Origin of the sequence: Candidatus Spyradosoma sp. SGI.093 (assembly GCF_050314555.1) — a bacterium.
Classification (GTDB): Bacteria; Verrucomicrobiota; Verrucomicrobiia; order Opitutales; family UBA953; genus Spyradosoma.
Map to the genome: position 1 here is coordinate 201,411 of NZ_JBNPNH010000002.1, position 18,766 is coordinate 220,176.

General features: G+C 64.5%; 14 protein-coding genes. 6 read left to right on the top strand and 8 right to left on the bottom strand.

What is annotated here, in order from left to right:
* Positions 1 to 196: 196 nt before the first annotated feature.
* Positions 197 to 1,312 carry a phosphotransferase enzyme family protein gene (locus tag ACQREB_RS02965; protein ID WP_427765102.1) on the top strand — a complete coding sequence of 372 codons (1,116 nt, stop codon included), beginning with the start codon at positions 197 to 199 and terminating at the stop codon, positions 1,310 to 1,312.
* A 145-nt stretch (positions 1,313 to 1,457) separates the two neighbouring features.
* Here ACQREB_RS02965 and gyrA read toward each other — a convergent pair whose 3' ends face one another.
* The 3 genes from gyrA to gyrB are packed head-to-tail and all read right to left on the bottom strand — an operon-like array spanning position 1,458 to position 7,060.
* On the bottom strand, positions 1,458 to 3,926 hold the full coding sequence (gene gyrA, locus ACQREB_RS02970) for a DNA gyrase subunit A (protein WP_427765105.1): 2,469 nt from the start codon (positions 3,924 to 3,926) through the stop codon (positions 1,458 to 1,460).
* Positions 3,927 to 3,986: 60 nt separating this feature from the next.
* A complete protein-coding gene (locus tag ACQREB_RS02975) occupies positions 3,987 to 4,400 on the bottom strand; it encodes a GxxExxY protein (protein WP_427765107.1) in 414 nt (137 codons plus the stop codon).
* A gap of 53 nt (positions 4,401 to 4,453) precedes the next feature.
* Positions 4,454 to 7,060: a DNA topoisomerase (ATP-hydrolyzing) subunit B gene (gyrB, locus tag ACQREB_RS02980; protein WP_427765109.1), complete on the bottom strand. Its 2,607-nt coding sequence runs from the start codon at positions 7,058 to 7,060 to the stop codon at positions 4,454 to 4,456.
* A gap of 223 nt (positions 7,061 to 7,283) precedes the next feature.
* Between gyrB and ACQREB_RS02985 the strand changes: the two genes are divergently transcribed.
* Positions 7,284 to 8,072 carry an inositol monophosphatase family protein gene (locus tag ACQREB_RS02985; RefSeq protein WP_427765111.1) on the top strand — a complete coding sequence of 263 codons (789 nt, stop codon included), beginning with the start codon at positions 7,284 to 7,286 and terminating at the stop codon, positions 8,070 to 8,072.
* 112 nt (positions 8,073 to 8,184) lie between these two features.
* Positions 8,185 to 9,024: a 3'-5' exonuclease gene (locus ACQREB_RS02990; RefSeq protein ID WP_427765113.1), complete on the top strand. Its 840-nt coding sequence runs from the start codon at positions 8,185 to 8,187 to the stop codon at positions 9,022 to 9,024.
* Positions 9,025 to 9,046: 22 nt separating this feature from the next.
* On the opposite strand, the gene ACQREB_RS02995 is transcribed toward ACQREB_RS02990, so the two are convergent.
* From ACQREB_RS02995 to ACQREB_RS03015, 5 genes are all read right to left on the bottom strand, one after another.
* Entirely contained in the window at positions 9,047 to 10,723 is a 1,677-nt protein-coding gene (locus ACQREB_RS02995) for an MFS transporter (RefSeq protein WP_427765115.1), read from the bottom strand.
* Between the two features lie 88 nt (positions 10,724 to 10,811).
* Complete coding sequence (locus ACQREB_RS03000) at positions 10,812 to 10,976, bottom strand: hypothetical protein (protein ID WP_427765117.1); 165 nt, start codon at positions 10,974 to 10,976, stop codon at positions 10,812 to 10,814.
* 97 nt (positions 10,977 to 11,073) lie between these two features.
* Positions 11,074 to 11,778: a response regulator transcription factor gene (locus tag ACQREB_RS03005; protein ID WP_427765119.1), complete on the bottom strand. Its 705-nt coding sequence runs from the start codon at positions 11,776 to 11,778 to the stop codon at positions 11,074 to 11,076.
* A gap of 477 nt (positions 11,779 to 12,255) precedes the next feature.
* Positions 12,256 to 13,698 (bottom strand): sensor histidine kinase, encoded by a 1,443-nt coding sequence (locus ACQREB_RS03010; protein ID WP_427765121.1) that lies wholly within the window; start codon positions 13,696 to 13,698, stop codon positions 12,256 to 12,258.
* Positions 13,629 to 14,180, bottom strand: coding sequence for a hypothetical protein (locus ACQREB_RS03015; protein WP_427765123.1), 552 nt, complete (start codon positions 14,178 to 14,180; stop codon positions 13,629 to 13,631). The genes ACQREB_RS03010 and ACQREB_RS03015 overlap by 70 nt, the downstream gene beginning before the upstream one ends.
* A 136-nt stretch (positions 14,181 to 14,316) precedes the next feature.
* Between ACQREB_RS03015 and ACQREB_RS03020 the strand changes: the two genes are divergently transcribed.
* The 3 genes from ACQREB_RS03020 (at position 14,317) to ACQREB_RS03030 (ending at position 18,766) form a co-directional block, all read left to right on the top strand.
* The gene (locus tag ACQREB_RS03020; protein WP_427765125.1) at positions 14,317 to 16,518 is read left to right on the top strand and encodes a hypothetical protein; all 2,202 of its coding nucleotides are present in this window, start codon (positions 14,317 to 14,319) and stop codon (positions 16,516 to 16,518) included.
* Positions 16,519 to 16,785: 267 nt separating this feature from the next.
* Entirely contained in the window at positions 16,786 to 17,445 is a 660-nt protein-coding gene (locus tag ACQREB_RS03025; protein ID WP_427765127.1) for a discoidin domain-containing protein, read from the top strand.
* Positions 17,446 to 17,521: 76 nt separating this feature from the next.
* Entirely contained in the window at positions 17,522 to 18,766 is a 1,245-nt protein-coding gene (locus ACQREB_RS03030; protein ID WP_427765129.1) for a hypothetical protein, read from the top strand.

Below are 18,766 nucleotides of genomic sequence, written 5' to 3' on the forward strand. Positions count from 1 at the left end.
AGGCTAAGCGACCTTCCCGCGGAACGCGACAAAGATTTTCGCGCGGGAGATCAAAACTCCGCGCGGCGGCGTTCCCGCGCGTGAATTTTCTTGCCCCGCGGGGCGAGAAAGGCGAGACTGTGAGTGCCGTGCGGGAACGCGGACGTTGCCGCGCGGATCGATTTTTTCAAAACAAAACCAAAATTCGTTCAGACTTATGTCCTCAGCAAAAGACTCCAAATACAATATCCCCGCGATCGCGGCTCAGTTCGCCGTGTACGGCGACTTCGTGGACGCGTTCCCGTACGGCAGCGGCCACATCAACGACACGTTCTGCGCCGTGTTCGACCAGGGCGCGACGCGCGTGCGCTACATCATCCAGCGCGTCAACTCCTACATCTTCAAGAACCCGCAGGGGCTCATGGAGAACGTCGCGCGCATCTGCCGCCACTCGTTCGACAAGCTCAAGGCGAACAAGGCTCCCGACGCCTCCCGCCGCACGCTGACGCTCATCCCGACCAAGACCGGCGCGGACTGGTACGTGGACGCCGAGGGCAACTACTGGCGCTGCTACATCTTCATCGAGCGCGCCCGCGGCTACGACGTCATCGAGACCACCGAACAGGCGTTCCAGGCGGCGCGCGCGTTCGGCAATTTCCAGAAGCTCCTCGTGGACATTCCCGGCGGCCGCCTCGTCGAGACAATTCCGGACTTCCACAACACGCGCAAGCGCTTCGAGACGTTCCAGAAGTCGCTCGCGGCGGACGTCAAGAACCGCGCCGCCGGCGTCAAAAAGGAAATCGACTTCATCCTCGCGCGCGAAAAGGACTGCTCCGTCGTGCTCGACGCGATGGCGAAGGGCGAAATCCCCGAACGCATCGCGCACCAGGACACGAAGCTGAACAACGTGCTCATCGACGACTACACGCTCGAAGGCATCTGCGTCATCGACCTCGACACCTCGATGCCGGGCTCGGCGCTCTACGACTTCGGCGACATGGTGCGCACCTCGACCTCGCCCGCGAAGGAGGACGAAGTCGATCTCTCCAAGGTCGCGATGCAGTTCAAGTTCTTCGAAGCGCTCGCGAAGGGCTACATCAGCTCCGCCGGCGACTTCCTCAACGCGAAGGAACGCGAGCTGCTCCCGTTCTCGGGCAAGCTGCTCACGCTCGAATGCGGCATGCGCTTCCTGACGGACTACCTCGACGGCGACCTGTACTTCAAGACGACGCGCCCCGAGCACAACCTCGACCGCTGCCGCACGCAGTTCCGCCTCGTCGAATGCATCGAGGAGCAGATGGACGCGATGAACGCGCTCGTCGCCTCGCTCTGAACCCGTTCCCGCAGAATGAAAAAAAGCGTTCCCGCGATTCTCTTCGCGGGAACGTTTTTTTGCGCCGGAAACGCCAAAATGAAAGACGCGCTCCCGGAAGAAGACCGGGAACGCGTCTTTCGGATTCGGAGAAAGGCGCGAAGGCTTAGTCCGCGGGAGCGGCGGCGGCCTCGTCGTCGCCCTCGATGACTTTGCAGATGCCGATGACCTCTTCGCCGGACTTGACGTCGATGTCCATCAGCTTGACGCCCTGCGCGGCGCGCCCCGTGCGGCGGATGCCCTTGACCGGCATGCGGATCGCCTGCCCGCCCTTCGTGAGCAGCATGATCTGATCCGTCTCGAGAACGCTGAGCGCGCCCGCGACGCCGGACTTGTTCTTGATGCCGATCACGCCGACGCCGCCGCGGTTCTGCTTGCGGAAGACTTCGCCTTCCTCGTCGTCGTACTGCGTGCGTTTGCCGATGCCGTTCTTGCCCGCGATGAGCAGCGTGCAGGAGGGATCGACGACTTCCATCGCGACGACGGAATCGCCTTCGCGCAGGCGCATTCCCGTCACGCCGGCGGCGGAGCGGCCGAGGTTGCGCGCGTCGGTCTCGTCGAAGCGGATCGTCATGCCGTTCTCGGTGATGAGAATGACCTGATCGTTCCCGTTCGTGAGCTTGACGGAGATGAGCGCGTCGCCGTCGCGCAGATTGATCGCGATGATGCCGCGGCGGTTGCAGTTTTTGTACTCCGAGAGCGTCGTCTTCTTGACGACGCCGTTCTTCGTGCAGAAGAAGACGTTCTTCGTGTCCGTGAAGTCGGGAATGCAGAGCAGCGTCGCGAGTTTTTCGCCTTCCTGCATTTCGATGACGTTGGCGATGGAGCGGCCCTTGGAGGTGCGGGAACCTTCCGGAATTTCGTATGCCTTCTGCACATACACGCGTCCCTTGTTCGTGAAGAACATGATCGTGTCGTGCGTCTTCGCGGAGAAGAGATATTCGATGAAGTCCTCGTTGTGCGTCTCCGAGCCGATGAGCCCCTTGCCGCCGCGCTTCTGCGTGCGGTAGAGATCGATCGGCGTGCGCTTGATGAAGCCTTCGTGCGAGACGGAGATCATGCAGCCTTCGTTCGGGATCACGTCTTCGGGGCGGAACTCGCCTTCCGCCGCCTGAATCTGCGTCTTGCGCGGCGAGTCGTACTTCTTCGCGGTCTCGCGCAACTCGGATTTGACGAGCCCGAGGAGCTTCTTTTCGTTGGAAAGAATGAGGCGGCATTCCTCGATGAAGCCCATCAGCTGGACGTATTCCTCTTCTATCTTGTCGATTTCGAGACCGGTGAGCTGATACAGGCGCATGTCGAGCACGGCGTTGCACTGGCGCTCCGTGATTCCGTATTTGTCCATGAGGCGGGAACGCGCCTCGTCGCGGTCCTTCGAGGAACGGATGATGTGCACGAAATCGTCGAGGTAGCGGTAGGCGATCTTGAAGCCTTCGAGAATGTGCGCGCGGTCTTCCGCCTTGCGCAGACGGAACTTCGTGCGGCGCGTGATGACTTCGCGGCGGTGCTCGATGAAGCATTCGAGCATTTCCTTGATGTTCATCTGCTTCGGGCGGTTTTTGTCGAGCGCGAGCAGAATGACGCCGAACGAGGATTCGAGCTCCGTGTGCTTGAAGAGCTTGTTGACGACGACGCGCTCGGCGACGTCGCGCTTTAGCTCGAGCACGATGCGCGTGTTCGCGTCGGATTCGTCGCGCACGTCGGAGATTTCCGTGAAGACCTTGTCCTTCACCAGATCGGCGATGCGCGTGACGAGGTTGGCGCGGTTGACGTTGTAGGGAATCTCGGTGATGACGATCTGCTCGCGCCCGTTCTTCATCTCCTCGATGTGGGCGACGCCGCGCACGCGGACGATGCCGCGGCCGGTGCGCAGATACTGGCGGATGCCCTCGGTGCCGTTGATGACCCCGCCGGTCGGGAAGTCCGGCCCCTTCAGGATTTCCTCGATTTCTTCGAAGCTCGTGTTCGGGTCGTCGATGAGGCGGCAGGTGACTTCGACGAGCTCGCCGAGATTGTGCGGCGGAATGTTCGTCGTCATGCCGACGGCGATGCCGGTGGAGCCGTTCATCAGCAGGTGCGGGAGCGCGCACGGGAGCACGGTCGGCTCCGTCGTCGATTCCTTGTAGTTGGGCTGGAAATCGACGGTGTCTTCGTCGATGTCCTTGAGGAGCTCTTCGGCGAGCTCGGCGAGCTTACATTCCGTGTATCGGTAGGCGGCGGGAGAGTCGCCGTCGATGGAGCCGAAGTTCCCCTGCGGAATGACGAGCGGGTAGCGCATCACCCAATCCTGAGCGAGACGCACGAGCGTGTCGTAGACCGACGCGTCGCCGTGCGGGTGGTAGTTCTTCAGAACTTCGCCGACGACGCCCGCGCATTTGTCGAACGCGGCGTTGTGCCGGAGCCCTTCCCGCAGCATCGCGTAAACGACGCGGCGCTGCACGGGCTTGAGGCCGTCGCGCACGTCCGGGAGCGCGCGGGAGACGATGACCGACATCGAATAATCGATGTAGGCCGTCTGCATGATTTCGGAGATGTTCGTCGTGGAAAGACGTTCTTTGGCTGCTGTGTTTTCCATTGTTTAAAATCGTTTTCGTTTTGGTTGCCGGTTGTGAATTCGGTTTTTCCCGCAAAGACGCTAAGACGCGAAGTTCGGGAGGCGGACTTCCTCGTCGAGTCCGTTGACGCAGCGCGCGATGCCGTCCTTCATGAGGGCGGAATTGAAGTTCATCAGAAGCCCGAGTTTTTTGCCCGTCAGCTTCAGATACGTCTGCAGCTGCTTCAGATGAACGGGAAGCGTTTTTTCCACGGACTTGATTTCGATGATCACGAGATCGTTCAGGACGATGTCCGCTCGGAAGCCCTCTTCGAAGACTTCTCCGTCGAAACGGATCGAAATCGGAACCTGCCGCTTCACGTCGAGCCCGCGCTTCGCGAGCTGTTTCGCGAGAACCGTTTCGTAAACGGATTCGAGCAAGCCGGCGCCGAGACCGCGATGCACGAAAACCGCCGCGTCGACGGCGATTCGCGCAATCTCGTTTTCGGTCATCATCGTTCGAAAAATCCTTCCTTCTCCGCGTCTTTGCGTCTTTGCGGGAAACCCCGTCACACGTCGAGATAGGACGTGTTGAGCGCGTTGTCCTCGATGAACTGGCGGCGCGGCGGGACGTCGTCGCCCATCAGCATCGTGAACACGCGGTTGGCTTCCGCGGCGTCTTCGATCGTGACGCGCAGGAAGCTGCGCTTCGCGGGATCCATCGTCGTCTCGAAGAGCTGTTCCGGATTCATTTCGCCCAGCCCTTTGTATCGGGAGATCGTGAGGCCGCGGCGGCCGAGTTCGCGGATTTTCCCGACGAGCTCGAGCATCGAGTTCAGCGGGTGGCGCTTCTTGTCGTCGAGCGTTCCCGCGGCGGCGTCCTCTTCGCGGTGCTCGCCTTCGATCAGTTCGTAGCGCGGTTCTTCCGTCGCCGCGAAGCGGTTGATGTCCAGCCCGAGCGCGGACATTTCCTTCAGAATCTTCGTCAGCTGAGCGGCCTCGTAGATTTCATAGACGCTGATGCGCTGCTGCACCTTCACGCCGTCCACCTCGACTTCGGAGATGTTCTGCGGCGCGGTGACGTCGTCCACCTGGTAGCGGATGAAGAAGCTGATCTTTTCCTCTTCGGTGAAAAGGTATTCGTAGGTTTCGACGTTCCCGCGGCGGACGCGGGCGAGGAAGCGCGGGAGCTCCTGCGTCTCCGGCTTGTGCTGGTCGAGGAAGTCGGCGAGCGTGCAGCCGTAGCGCGTGACGCCGTTCCCGAGGCGTTCCAGGCGCGCCATGCATTCGACGATCTTGTCCACCTTGTCCGGCTCGAACATGTGGCTGTCGCGCTTGCGGAAGAGCGAGATGTCTTCCGAGCCGAGCTTGAGGAGCATGCGGTTCATGTCCGCGTCGGACTGCACGTACTGCTCCTTCTTCTTGCGCTTCACCTTGTAGAGCGGCGGCTGCGCGATGTACACGTAGCCCGCGTCGATGAGCCCGCGCATCTGGCGGAAGAAGAACGTGAGGAGCAGCGTGCGGATGTGCGCGCCGTCCACGTCGGCGTCCGTCATGATGACGATCTTGTGGTAGCGGCACTTCGCGAGATTGAATTTTCCGTCGTCCTTGCCCTCCTCGTGGCCGGTGCCGATTCCGGTGCCGATCGCGGTGATCATGTTGCGGATCATTTCGCTGTTGAGCATCTTGTCGATGCGCGCCTTTTCGACGTTCAGAATCTTGCCGCGCAGCGGGAGAATCGCCTGGTACTTGCGGTCGCGGCCCTGCTTGGCGGAGCCGCCCGCGGAATCGCCCTCGACGATGTAGAGCTCGCACAGAGCCGGATCCTTTTCCGAGCAGTCCGCGAGCTTGCCGGGCAGCCCGCCGCCGGAAAGCACGCTCTTGCGCACGGTCTCGCGCGCCTTGCGGGCGGCCTCGCGCGCCTTGGCGGCGTTGCACGCCGCCTCGATGACGGCCTTCGCCATCTTCGGATCCTTCTCGAACGCGTACTGCAGCCCTTCGCCGACGACCTTCTGCACGACGCCCTCGACTTCCGGATTCGTCAGGCGCGTCTTGTTCTGCGACTGGAATTTCGGGTCGGGGTGCTTCACGGAGATGATCGCCACGAGCCCTTCGCGCATGTCGTCGCCCGTGAGCTTCGGATCCTTGTCCTTGATGAGATTGTTCGCCTTGGCGTAGTTGTTGACGACGCGCGTCAGCGCCGAGCGGAAGCCGGAAAGGTGCGTGCCGCCCTCGGGATTCGTGATCAGGTTCGTGTACGCGAAGACGAGCTCCGTGTATTTCTTGTTGTACTGAATCGCGACGTCCACCGTCATCTTCACCGGATGCGTGCGCCCCGGAGGCGGCGCGTATCTGTCGTTCATGACGAGCGGCGCGCTCGGGTCCGTGATGTCCACTTCGTTGGAGATGAGAATCGGCTTCGCCATGAGCAGCTCCTCGTTCTGGTTGAGGAAGCGCGCGTATTCGGCGAGCCCTTCGCGGAAGTGAAAGCGGTCGGAATGCCCCGTGCGCTCGTCCGCCACGGAAATCGTGATGCCGGGAACGAGGAACGCGAGCTCGCGCATGCGGCGCAGCAGCGTCTCGTATTTGAACTCGAGCACGGTGAAGATTTCCGGATCCGGGTGAAAAGTGATCTTCGTGCCCGTCTTCTTCGTCTTGCCGAGGACGTGAATCGGCACGGTCACTTCGCCGCGGCAGAACTCCATGCTGTGCACCTCGCCTTCGCGGCAGACTTCCGCGACGAAATGGTCCGAGAGCGCGTTCACGCACTTGGCGCCGACGCCGTTGAGACCGCCGGAAACCTGATACGCGCCCTTCTCGAACTTGCCGCCCGCGTGAAGATTCGTCAGCACGAGCTCGAGCGTCGGGATTTTTTCCTCCGGGTGAATCGCCACGGGAATGCCTCGGCCGTTGTCCTCCACGGAAACGCTCCCGTCGCCGTGAATCGTCACGGAAATTTCGGTGCAGAAGCCCGCGAGAGCCTCGTCGATGGAATTGTCCACGATCTCATAGACGCAGTGATGGAGCCCCGTCTCGTTCGTGTCGCCGATGTACATGCCCGGGCGTTCCCGCACGGCCTTGAGGCCCTTCAGGCGCTTGATGTCCGCCGCGCCGTAGGAAGCCTTGCCGGCGTTTTTCTGGCTGATCTTGTCTGTATTTTCGCTGTCGCTCGTCATAATTTTTCAAAGGTTTTTCCGCGCGTCCGAAAACGCGCATTTTAAGGGGTCATCATGCTCTAAAACGCGCGGGAACGCAAACGATTTTTTGCCGCCGCGCCCCGCCTCCGCGTCAGTATTCATAAGGGGAAAACGCGTTTTCCGCGCCGCCGGAACGACCGCGCCCGACGCCGGGGGAATTTTGACTTTGCGCGGTCGGCGGGAATGCGCGAAAATGCGCCGCATGATCGCCGAAAAACACCTCGAAGAACTCCGCGCCTTCGCGGAAACGCTCGCCGACGCCGCCCGCGAAATCGTCGCCGGCTACCACGCGAAAGCCTCCACCGAAATCGAAATCAAGCCCGACGGCTCGCCCGTCACCGTCGCCGACAAGGAATGCGAACGCGCCCTGCGCGCGATGATCAAGGCGAAATATCCGAATCACGGCATCATCGGCGAGGAATTCGGGAACGAAAACCTCGACGCGGAATTCGTCTGGTCGCTCGATCCGATCGACGGCACCAAGTCCTTCGTCTCGCGCGTCGCGCTTTACGGCGTCCTCTTCGGTCTGCTCCACGAAGGGCGTCCGCTCATCGGCGTCATCGATCAGCCGATCGTGCGGGAACGCATCGTCGGCGACTGCCGCGAAACGCGCCTCAACGGCGTTCCCGTCCGCGTCTCCGAGACGCGGCGCGTCGCCGACGCCCTGCTGCTCACGACCGACCTCATCGACTGCGAGACCAAGCACCCGAACGAAAACTGGAACGCCCTGCTCCACCGCGCGCGCCTCTTCCGCACCTGGGGAGACTGCTGCGGCTACCTGCTCGTCGCCTCCGGGCGCGCGGACGTCATGGCGGATCCGGAGCTCTCGCCCTGGGACCTCTACCCGCTGCTGCCGATTCTGCAGGGCGCGGGCGCCGTCGTCACCGACTGGCGCGGGAACGACCCGCTCCGCGCCACGTCGATTCTCGCCGCGAATCCGCGCCTCCACGCCGAAGCCCTGGAAATCCTCGCCTCCTCCCCCTCCGCCTGACGGGCGTTCCCGCGAAGGCGCCGGAACGTTCCCGCCGGGAATTTCGAGCCGCCGCCGCGCCGCCGCTTAAAGTGTTGCCTGGCGGCGGCCGAAAAATTAGTTTCGGCGAATCATGAAATCCGCCACGCGCACCGCCGCAGACAAAGAAAAGAAAGCCGCCGAAGAAGCGACGGCTTCGAAGCCCGCCCGCCCCGCCGGGAACGGTCTGCTCCACATCGACAAAGATTTCGTCGCCGCCCTGCCGCTGCTCCAGTACCAGGGGAAAATCGAAGTGATCGTCGACGAAAAAGCCGCGCGCAAGGCCGTCGCCGCGCTCGCGAAGGAAAAGGTGCTCGGCTTCGACACGGAGACGCGCCCGTGCTTCACCCGCGGGAACGGCTATCTGACCTCGCTCGTGCAGCTCTGCGGCAGAAAATGCGCCTACCTGTTCCGCCTCGACTACTGCGGCGGCGTTCCCGTGCTGTTTCCGATTTTCGAAAATCCGCAGATTCTGAAGGTCGGCGTCGCCGTCAAGGAAGACGTGCTCCACCTAAAGAAACGCGCGCCGTTCGACGACGCCGGCTTCGTGGACGCGAGCGTGTACACGCGCAAGGCGGGCATCGACAACACGGGCCTGCGCGCGCTCTGCGCCCACTATCTCGGCGGGCGCATCTCCAAGAACGCCCAGGTCTCGAACTGGGCGGCGAAGACGCTTTCCGACCAGCAGATCGTTTATGCGGCGACGGACGCGTGGACGAGCCGAGAGCTCTTTCTGAAGCTGCAGAAACTCGGCGTCGCGCCGCAGGAAATCGACCGCGGCTCCATCTGCGCCGCGCCCCCGCCGAAGAAGGACGCGCGGAAGAAGAAGCCCGAAAAGGAAGACGCGGAAACGGCGACGGACGCCGACGCGCCGAAGAAACGCCGCCGTCGCGGACGCCGCGGCGGGCGTTCCCGCGCCGGGAAAGCCGACTGACCGCCCGCCGGCGGCGCCCCTCTCACGCGTTCCCGTCCTTGTATTTGTAGAAGAACGAGAAGACGCCGAAGACGACGGCGACCGCCGCCATCAGCGCCGCGAAGAAGTAAAAGCGCTCCGCCGCCGAAAGGTCCCGCGCCAGCGCGACGACGAGCACGACGAGGAAGTTGCCCACCGTCGTCGTCAGGTTCCACAGGCTCGTGATCGTGCTGCGCATCGCGGCGGGCGCCTGCGAGAACGCGAACTCGAGCCCCGTCGCCGAAAAGAGCACTTCGCCCAGCGTCAGCACGAAATACGGGAGCGCCATCCACCACACGGAGATCGTCGGCGTTCCCGCCGCGAGCGAGGCGTCCACGGAGCGCTGCAGCAGCGCGCAGATCACGAACGAGGCGGCGGTGAGCAGCATCCCGAGCGTCATGCGGCGCAGGGGCGTCGCCCGGAACAGGCGAGTGCGGTTCAGCGCGGGATAGACGAAGAAGGAAAGCACGGGAATGAGCGACATCACGAAGATCGGATTGATGTTCTGCATCGTTTCCGTGTTGATCGGGTAGGAGAAAAGCGTGGTCGCGCTCATCTGCCCGCCGAGAATCACCCAAGTCGTCGCCATCTGGTCGAACAGCGCCCAGAAGACGGGAATGACGGCGAAGAGCAGCAGGATTCCGCGGATCGCGCGGAAGCGCTCGCCCAGCGTCATCGACGGCGCGGGAACGGCGGCGGCGGATTTTTTCTCCGAAGAGGAAGCGGCGGCGGAGCCGGCGGGAACGTCCGGATGCGCCTCGCGCGCGAGCTTCATCAGCGCCCGCGGCAGAAACGCCGCCAGCCCGAACAGCGCCGCGACCGCGAAGAACGCCGCGACGCCCGCGCCCGCGACGAAGAGCGCCCTGCCGAACGCGTCGGCGGACGTCGCCGCCTCGCCGAGCATTTCCGGCTTCGCGAGCATCATCAGCGCGCAGAAAAACCAGCCCGGCACGGCGCCGTAGAGCGCGGCGGAACTCAGCACGCGCCGCGCGACCGTTCCCGCGGGCTCGGCGAGCCACTCGCCCAAAGTCCGCTTGTAGCCGGGCGTTCCCGCGGCGAAAACGAGCGTCGCCAGTCCCATCGCGATGCCGGGAATGCCGAACGCCCACGCGTAGCCGATTTCGTTCTTCAGCACGGGAATGAGCCCGAACGCGAAGAACGAGCCGAAATTGATCGCCCAATAGAACATGCCGAAGTCGCGCTGGTCCGGCGAAAACTGCTCGCCCATAAACGAGGACACGCAGGGCTTGATGCCGCCCGAGCCGAACGCGATCAGCGCGAGCCCGACCGCGAGCCCCGTCTCGCTGCCGACGGTGAGCGCGAGCGTCGCGTTCCCGCACACGTAGAACAGCGACATCACGAGAATCGTCCAGTAGCGCCCCCAGAACTTGTCCGCGATCCAGGCGCCGAGCAGCGGCATGAAATACACGCCCATCGTGAAGAGGTGTCCGACGGTCGTCGCGAAGTCGTTCGCCGCGCGCAGCCCGTCCGCCCCGCTCGCCGAAAGCTCCTTGAGCAGCTCGTGCACGATGTAGAGCGTGAGAATGCTGCGCATGCCGTAGAAGCTGAAACGCTCGCACGCCTCCGTGCCGACGATGAAGAACACGGATTTCGGGAAGCGGGATTTTTTCGCGGGAACGCCGCAGGCGGCGCGGGCGACGGAAGTTTCGTTCGGGTTCATGACTGGGAAAAATACGTTGAAGCGCGAGCTTATTCCCGCCGCGCCGACGCTGTCAGCAAAGAAACGCGGGAAACCGCTGCGTTCGCGCTCAGAGAACTTTCAGGACGACGAACGCGCCCGCCGCCGCGAGGAGAAGAAGCGCGAGCACGCAGAGCGCCGTCCGTTTCCGCGACGGGTTTTCCGTGAGGTATTCCACCGCGCCGAGCGCGCATTCCTGAAAAAACTCAAGAATCAGCGAAACCAAGAATTCCATATTTTCCTTTCAGAAAAAACGTTCCCGCGGCGAAACGCAAGCGGCCGAACATTAAAAAAATGCAATGTTTCTCCGCGCGGGGCGAGCGGGCGGAGAATCAGTCGCGGGAACGCAGCACGAGGCGGTAGCCGAGACCGCGGACGGCTTCGATCTCGCAGACGCCGGCGAGCTTGCGGCGCAGGCGGGACACGAAGACCGCCGGGCTCTGCGAAACCGTTTTCCCCGGATTCGTCTTCCACACGGCGGCGAGCAGCTCCGAAAGCGGCACGACGAGCCCCGCCTCCTCCGCGAGCCGCCGCAGCAAAAAAAACTCGCGCAGGCTCAGCGCGATCTCCGTCCCGTCGCCGCGGACGACGCACGCGCGGGCGCAGTCCAGCAGCCCGTCGCCGATCCGCAGGCGCGCCGCGGGTTCGCGCCGTTCCCGCCCCGCCGCGGAGGAGACGCGCAGCGCGGCGCGGATGCGCGCGGAAAGCTCGCGCAGGCTGAAAGGCTTGGCGAGATAGTCGTTCGCGCCCGCGTCCAGCCCGGAGACGCGTTCGTCGATTTCGCCGAGCGCGGAGACGATGACGACGGGAACGCTCTCGCCGACGGCGGCGCGCAGTTCGCGCAGCAGCGCGATTCCGTTCCCGTCAGGCAGCATCACGTCGAGCAGCGCGAGCGCGAAATCCGCCTCGGCGAAAGCGCGGCGGGCGTCCGTCGCGTCCGCGCATTCGATCACGCCGAAGCCCTCGGCGCGCAGATGCGCCGCGACGCGTTCGCGGATCACGGAATTGTCTTCGACGTAAAGGAGTTTTGGAGACATTTTTCGGAAAGACGGCGCCGTCAATAATGACCGGCGGGCGCCGCCGCGCGAGGAAAAAATTTCCCCGCGACGATTTTTAGCCGCCCCGAAGGGGCGGAACAAACGTAACCCCATGCGCGCCGCGAAGCGCGCGCTTGGGGGACGCTCCGCACACCGAACGCGCCTGAAAGGCGCAACCGCCCAGCCCGCGAACGTCCGACCTCGCGCGCTGCGCCGTTCCCGCGGGGGCAGTTGCGCCTTTCAGGCGCGTGTTCTTTTTTGAGTCCCCTGCCCCAAGCGGCGTTCCGCCGCATGGGGTTATTTTTGTTCCGCATTTCATGCGGATTCGCCGCGGGAACGTCTGGGGGCGGAGACGTCCGCGTCTCCGTCGCGGGGAGCGCGGGAACGCAGCGCGGCGAAAATGCGTCCTCGGAGAAGCGGACGCCGCACGGACGAAGGCAGGAATGCCTTCGCCCCCGCGCCCCGGAAGGTCCGGCGTCATTTGCTGAGCAAAGGCAGTTCGAGGCGGAAGGTCGTTCCCGCGGAGTCGCTTTTCAGCAGGGAGAGGCGGCCGCCGAAGGCGCGCGCGGCGCGCGCCGAAATCGCCAACCCGAGACCGAGCCCGCGCGACGCCGAACCGCCCGCGAACGGCGTGAAGAGCCGCGCGCGGACCTCGGGCGGAATGCCCGGCCCCTCGTCCGCGACGTCGATGAAGAGCCGACGCCCCGCGACGCGCGCGCGGAACGCGACCAGGTTGTCGCCGTCGTCGCGGCGGGCGTGCTTCGCGGCGTTGTCGGCGAGGTTGAAGAGCACGCGGCCGAGCGTCTCCTCGTTGACGAAGAGGCGGCGTTCCCGCGCGGCGGGCTCGACGTCGAAAATCACGTCCATGTCCGCCGCGAAAAGGCGCTCGGCGATGCGGTCGGAGACGCGCCGGAAAAAGGCGTCCACGGAGATCTCCGCCGCGGGAACGCGGAATTTCCCCGAACGCATGCGGGAAAACAGCAGGAGATTTTCGACGATGTCGCTCAGCTCCGAAGCGCTGCGGCGCATGCGGTCCAGCTCGCCGCGCACGGCGGGATCGCCGCAGCGTTCGTGCGCCGTTTCCGCGCAGAGGCGCAGCTCGGCGAGCGGCGTCTTCAGCTCGTGCGAGACGGACGAGGCGAAGAGCCGGCGTTTTTCGCTCAGCAGAAACACGCGCACGGCGAGCGCGAAAATCGCGGCGAGCATCGCGGCCGCGCCCGCGAGCGCCAGAAGCACGGCGCGCTCCGCCGCGACGGATTCCGCGTGCGGACGCGGCGCGAGGTCGAACTCCAGCTTCGCGCCGGGCAGCCCACGCACGACGCCGAAGCCGCGCGCCTCCGCGACGGGAACGACGCGCATCACGGCGTTTTCCGTGCGCGCCAGCCGTTCCCGCGACTCCGCCTCGAACGCGCGGAAAAGCGCGTCCGCCGAAAGAACGACGCCCTGCGCGCCGCCGTTCCCGCCGCCGCGCCGCATCAGAAAATAATCTCCGTCCGCGCGGAACGCGGAAAATTTTTCGCCGAGCTCCGCGGGCGTTCCCGCCGAGGGCGGAAGCGCGTCCGCGAGCGCCTTCACGGGCAGAGCCGCGCCCGCGCGCGAAGCGGCGGCGCGCACCGACGCCTCGGAAAAATCCTCCGGCGGAATCGCGTCGAGCGCCTCCGCGAAACGCGTCCACTCGCGGAAAATCTCGGTCTCGCGCGCCTGCGTCAGCTCGACGACGCGCGCGGCGCGGATCTCCGCCTCGCGCGTCGCGCGGATTTCGCGCACGTTCACGCCGAGCCAGGCGAGCGCGGCGAAGCCCGCGGAAACGCAGGCGGCGAGCGCCGCGCAGAGCAGCAGCGTTCCCGCCCTCACCGCGCGCCTCCTTTCTCCAGAGCCGCCGACGGCGCGGGCGCGGGAAATGCCGCGTCGCCCTGCCACACGTCGAGCCGCGCCGCGCCGCGCGCGGAATCGCTCGGGAAATAATGCACGGGCACGCTCCCGAGACGGACGCGGAGAATCTTCAGCTCGTCGGCGAGACCGAAGACCTTGCGCGAGCGCGTCGGCGCGCGTTCGAGCAGCGTGCGCCCGGAATCGTCGGCGAGCACGAGGCGGTCGCCCTCGGGCAGACTTTCGCGGAGACGCTTCAGCGCGGCGCGGCAGCGCGCGTATTCGGCGTCGTTCCTCGGCTCGCGGGCGAGCATCAGCACGGCGCGGCGCGAGCGCGGCGAAAATTCGACCGAGGAAAAAAGCGCGTTCCCGCCGGGAATTTTCCGGAAAAGCGAATCGGAGGAAACGAGCGTTCCCGCGTTCTCGCGCTCCCGCGCGCAGGCATCGAGCGCCGCGAAGACGCCCGCCGCCGTTCCCGCGGAAACGGCGAAAAGCGCGGCGGTCACGAAAAGTCTTCCGAAACGCGTATTCATCGAAACGCCCGCTATTGCGGAAGTTTTCCCGCCGCGAGTCAAGCGGAGAAACATTACATTTTTTTAATGTTTCTCCGCTTGCGTTCCGCCTCGGGCTCGCCTTGCATACGTCTCAAAAAAAATGAAGACTCCGCCCATGAAAAAAATCATCGCACTCGTCGCTCTCTGCTGCGCGACGCCGTTTTTCTCCGCCTGCGGAGACGACGCCCGAAACGTCCCCGCCGAAGACTTCGAAGGTCTGACGGCGAGGAGCTATTCGGAATTCGTCCGCGATCCCGCGATGTTCCGTCTCCGCGACGTCCGCTCTTACGAAACGCTACTCTACGCGCCATTCCGCGACCGCCTCGCGGAGAATCTCCGCCGGAACTATCCCGACTTCGATCCCGACGGGAACGCGGACCATCGGCGGTTTCTGTACCTGTTGAGCTCCCCGCCGGCACGCCGGGAACTCGCGTCCGGGCTTCCGCCTTCGATGCGCGACATCGAGGAAGCCTTCAACCGGCAGTCGCTCGCCGACGAAATCGAGGCCTCCGACGCGCTCTACGCCTGTCTGCGCGCCAAGCCCGGTCTGCTTTGGGTCAAGCTCGCCGCGCTCGAATTCTGCCTCTCCGCCGAAAAAAACAGCGGGAAAAACTTCATGCTTCAGCGCAATCACGAGGCGAAACGCCGCTTCATTCCCGTCTTTCTGCGCGCGCACCCGAACGACCCGCTTGCCGCCTACGCCGTCTTTTCATGGTTCTACGACGCGAAGGCGGAATATTTTTCGGAATCGGACACGGACGATCCGTGGATTCGGCTCATGCTCGAGGGCATCCGTTTCCGCAGGAAGGCGTGGGAAGCCCGCGGCGACGGATTCGCCTACACCGTCACGGAAGCGGGCTGGATCGCGTTTAGGGAAAATCTCGAGCTCGCGATCGACCGTTTCGAAAAGGCGGGAGCGTTGCGCCCCGAATTCCCGAACCCGTTCGTGCTTTCGGCGAACGCCGCGCTGTCGTGTTCCACGCTGGGAGACGATCCGATCCCGTTCGCGAAAAAGGCCATGCTCGCGGCGGTCGACAACGGACTCGTCGGCGCGACGACCGCGAATTATCTGCTCCCGCGCTGGGGCGGCTCTCATCGGGAAATCCGCGAATTCGTCATGAACTGCGTTCGAAACGCTCCCGCGGGCACGAACGTTCCCGCGCAGGCGATCGACGCGTTCGACACGCTGAAATGCGACCTGCGCTTTCCCGCGCGCCTCGCCTTTTTCACGCCGGAGCTTTGGGAGGCGTTCGCCGCCTTCCGCCGACGCGAAAAGGAAGACGGTCGCGAGTTCGCGCCGAATTTCTCCGCGCGGCTCGCGCTCGCCTGCGGCGCCTATGACGCCGCCGCGCGCATTTTCGAGGCGAACCGGCAGACCTGCGAAAACTACGCAGCGAGCCTGCGCGGCGACGCGGATCCCGACCGGAACGTTCTCGCCTTCATCGATCTGCCGAGCTTCGTTCCCGCCTTCACGACGGGAACGCGGGCCTCGGAAATGCGGACCCTTCTCGACGCGCTGCGTTCCCGCAAGACCGCGACGCCCGAGACGAAAAACGCGCTCGAGGCGATCATCCGCGACGAGACCGCCGACGCGAACACGCGCCAGGTGGCGTTCGATCTCTACCTGCGGCTCTTCGTCGCGCGGCGCGACGATTTCGCGGCGTTTCCGGAACGGGCTCTGGCGCGCCATCTTTGGAATTACTATTACATGATCAAAAAAGACGACTTCCCGGAAGAAGAACTGAAAGAGCTCCTTTCCCTCGCGGCGTGCGTTCCCGGACAGGCGGCGGCGTCGCACAGAGGCAGAGACCTCTTCGTCTATTCCGTTCCCGAAATGCTGGTTCGCGGATTTTTCTCCCAAAACCTTTCCGAAGGGAAGAAGGAACTCTTCGCGGAAATGCTCTGCCGCAACGATCCCGCCGAAGCCCGAAAGCTGATGAACCGCGCGCGGAACACCTACGATTTTCGGCTGATGAGAATGCTCGCGGAGCACGGCGCGTCCGCGGAAGACGTCCGACAGGAACGGAACGCCTCCTACTTCATCCAGTGCCCTAAAAAAGAACGCCCGGCCCTCCTGAAAGCTCTGTTGAAATGCGGCTTCGACCCGAACTTTCCCGAATTTGAGGGTTCGCTGCTCGCCGTGTGCTGCATGCAGGGCGATTTCGAGTCCGCGGAAACGCTGCTCGCGGGCGGCGCCGATCCTCAATGGCGACCGAACGGCTCGAAAAGTCTCGCGGACGTGCTGCGCGACAAAGGCGCCCGCGACGCGGCGTTGCGGAAATTCTGCGAAAAACACGGAATCACGGCGACGCGCTGAGGCGACCGCCGCGAGTCAAGCGGAGAAACATTACATTTTTTTAATGTTTCTCCGCTTGCGTTTCGCCGAAGCCGTTTCCGGGTTCGCAGGAGAGCACGACGGGCTCGGCGGCGCGGCGGGAACGCGCGGGAACGCGAAAAAATATCCCGCGGAACTCGCGGATTCCCGCAGATTTTTTGAATCCACGACTTGCGCGAAAAGACGGACGCGCGCTCCGCAAAAAAATCGTCTCGCCTCCGCGGGAAGGCTCGGGTGAGAATCGCGCTCATGAAACGCAATCTTTTTCTCGCCTCGATTTCCTGCGCCGCGTTGTGCGCGGGAACGCTCTTCGCCGCGGACGACGCGCTCGTCGAGCTGAAGCTCGAACTGCCGCCGGCGGCGCTCGTCGGCACGCCACAGCCGATCCGCGTTCCCGCCGAACGGCTCGCACCCGCGAAGAATCCGACGCTGAAGATTCCGCGCGGCTGCACGAATCTCGCGCTCGGGAAGCCCGTGAGCGCCTCCGACCCGAATCCCGTCGTCGGCGAGCTCGCCTACCTGACGGACGGCGACAAGGACGGCGACGAGGGCTACGAAGTGGAGCTCGCGCCGGGCGCGCAGTGGATCCAGATCGACCTCGGCGAGTCCGCCGAAATCCACGCGATCGCGCTGTGGCACTACCACCGGCAGAAGCGCGTCTATCACGACGTCGTGATTCTCGTTTCCGACGATCCCGCGTTCGCGAAGGGCGCAGTCGTCGTCTTCAACAACGACTTCGACGACACGCTGAAATTCGGCAGGGGCGAAGACCGGCTCTACGTCGAGACGCGCGCGGGCAAGCTCGTTCCCGTGAACGGCGCGCGCGGCCGCTACGTGCGTTTTTACTCGCGCGGGAACACTTCCGACGGCGGCAACCACTACATCGAAGCCGAAATCTACGGCAAGTGAGGCGCCCGCGCGGGCGTTCCCGAAAAACGGAATGGACAAAATTCCCGCGGTCGGGGCATATTAGCGCTTTCTCATCATGAAGGCATTTTCTGCGATTTTTTGGGCGGTCACGGGGCTGACCGCGCTTTCGGCGCTCGGCGCCGTCGCCGCGCCGAACGACGAAGTTTCGGTCGAGGCGGACATTCAGGTTCTCATCCGCCGCGGCATTCTTCCCGTCCGCGTCGAATCGGCGGACGCCAGGCTGAGCGGAGCCGTCCGGCGGGCGCTCGGGCTGCACGGCGCGTTCGACGTGAACGCGGCCTCGCGCTCGGCGGCGGTCATCCGCGTCTCGCGCGACGGGAACGGGCTTTCGGCGCAATGCTCGGGAACGAGCCGCGCCTTCGCGGGAACGCTTTCCGTCGCGGGAACGGGCGACGCGGCGCTCGCCGAGCTCTGCGACAGGATCGTGGTCGCCGTCGGCAAGACGTACGGCTGGAACCTGAAGCCGCTCTTCGCGAAGACGCGGCTCGCCTTCTCCTCCGACGCGACGGGCGCGCGGGAAATCTATTTTTCCGACCTGCTCTGCCGCGACGTGCGCCGCGCGACGAGCCACAGGCGCATCGCGATCATGCCCTACTGGGACACGAACGGCCGCCGCCTGCTCTACACGACGTATCACGCGAGCGGCGCCGCGGACGTCTATTCCGTCGATCTGAAGACGGGCCGCTACGCGCCCTTCGCGACGTATCCGAACACGAACAACGGCGGCGCGTTCTCGCCGGACGGGCGGCGCGTCGCGCTCGCGCTTTCGGCGCGCGGCGTGATGAACATTTACGTGAAGCCGGCGGCGGGCGGGAACGCGACCGCGCTCTGCTCCGACGGCGAAGTGCAGACCTCGCCCGTCTTTTCTCCCGACGGCAGGACGGTCGTGTTCACGAGCGGTCCGAACGGGCGCCCCGGGCTCTACCGCGTTCCCGCGCGCGGCGGCAAGAAGGAACGGATCGCGCTGAGCGGCTATTCCTACGCGACCGACCCGGCGTGGAGCAAGGCGGCGCCGGACAAGATCGCGTTCTCCTACCGCTCTTCCGGGCGCGACGGCATCGGCGTTTACGACGTGAACACGCGCGCCGTGCGCGACCTGGGCAAACCGAACGCGCGCCGCAAGCTCTCCAACCCGACGTGGTGCGCCGACGGTCGGCACCTGGTCGCCGTCGAGGAAGTCGGCAAGAACGCGTTTCTCGTCGTCGTCGATTCCGAAGGCGGAGACGCGGCGAAGGCGACGCGGCTTTCGCCGAGCTCGCTGCGGAACTGCTACGACCCGGAAACGCTCGTTTCCGAATGA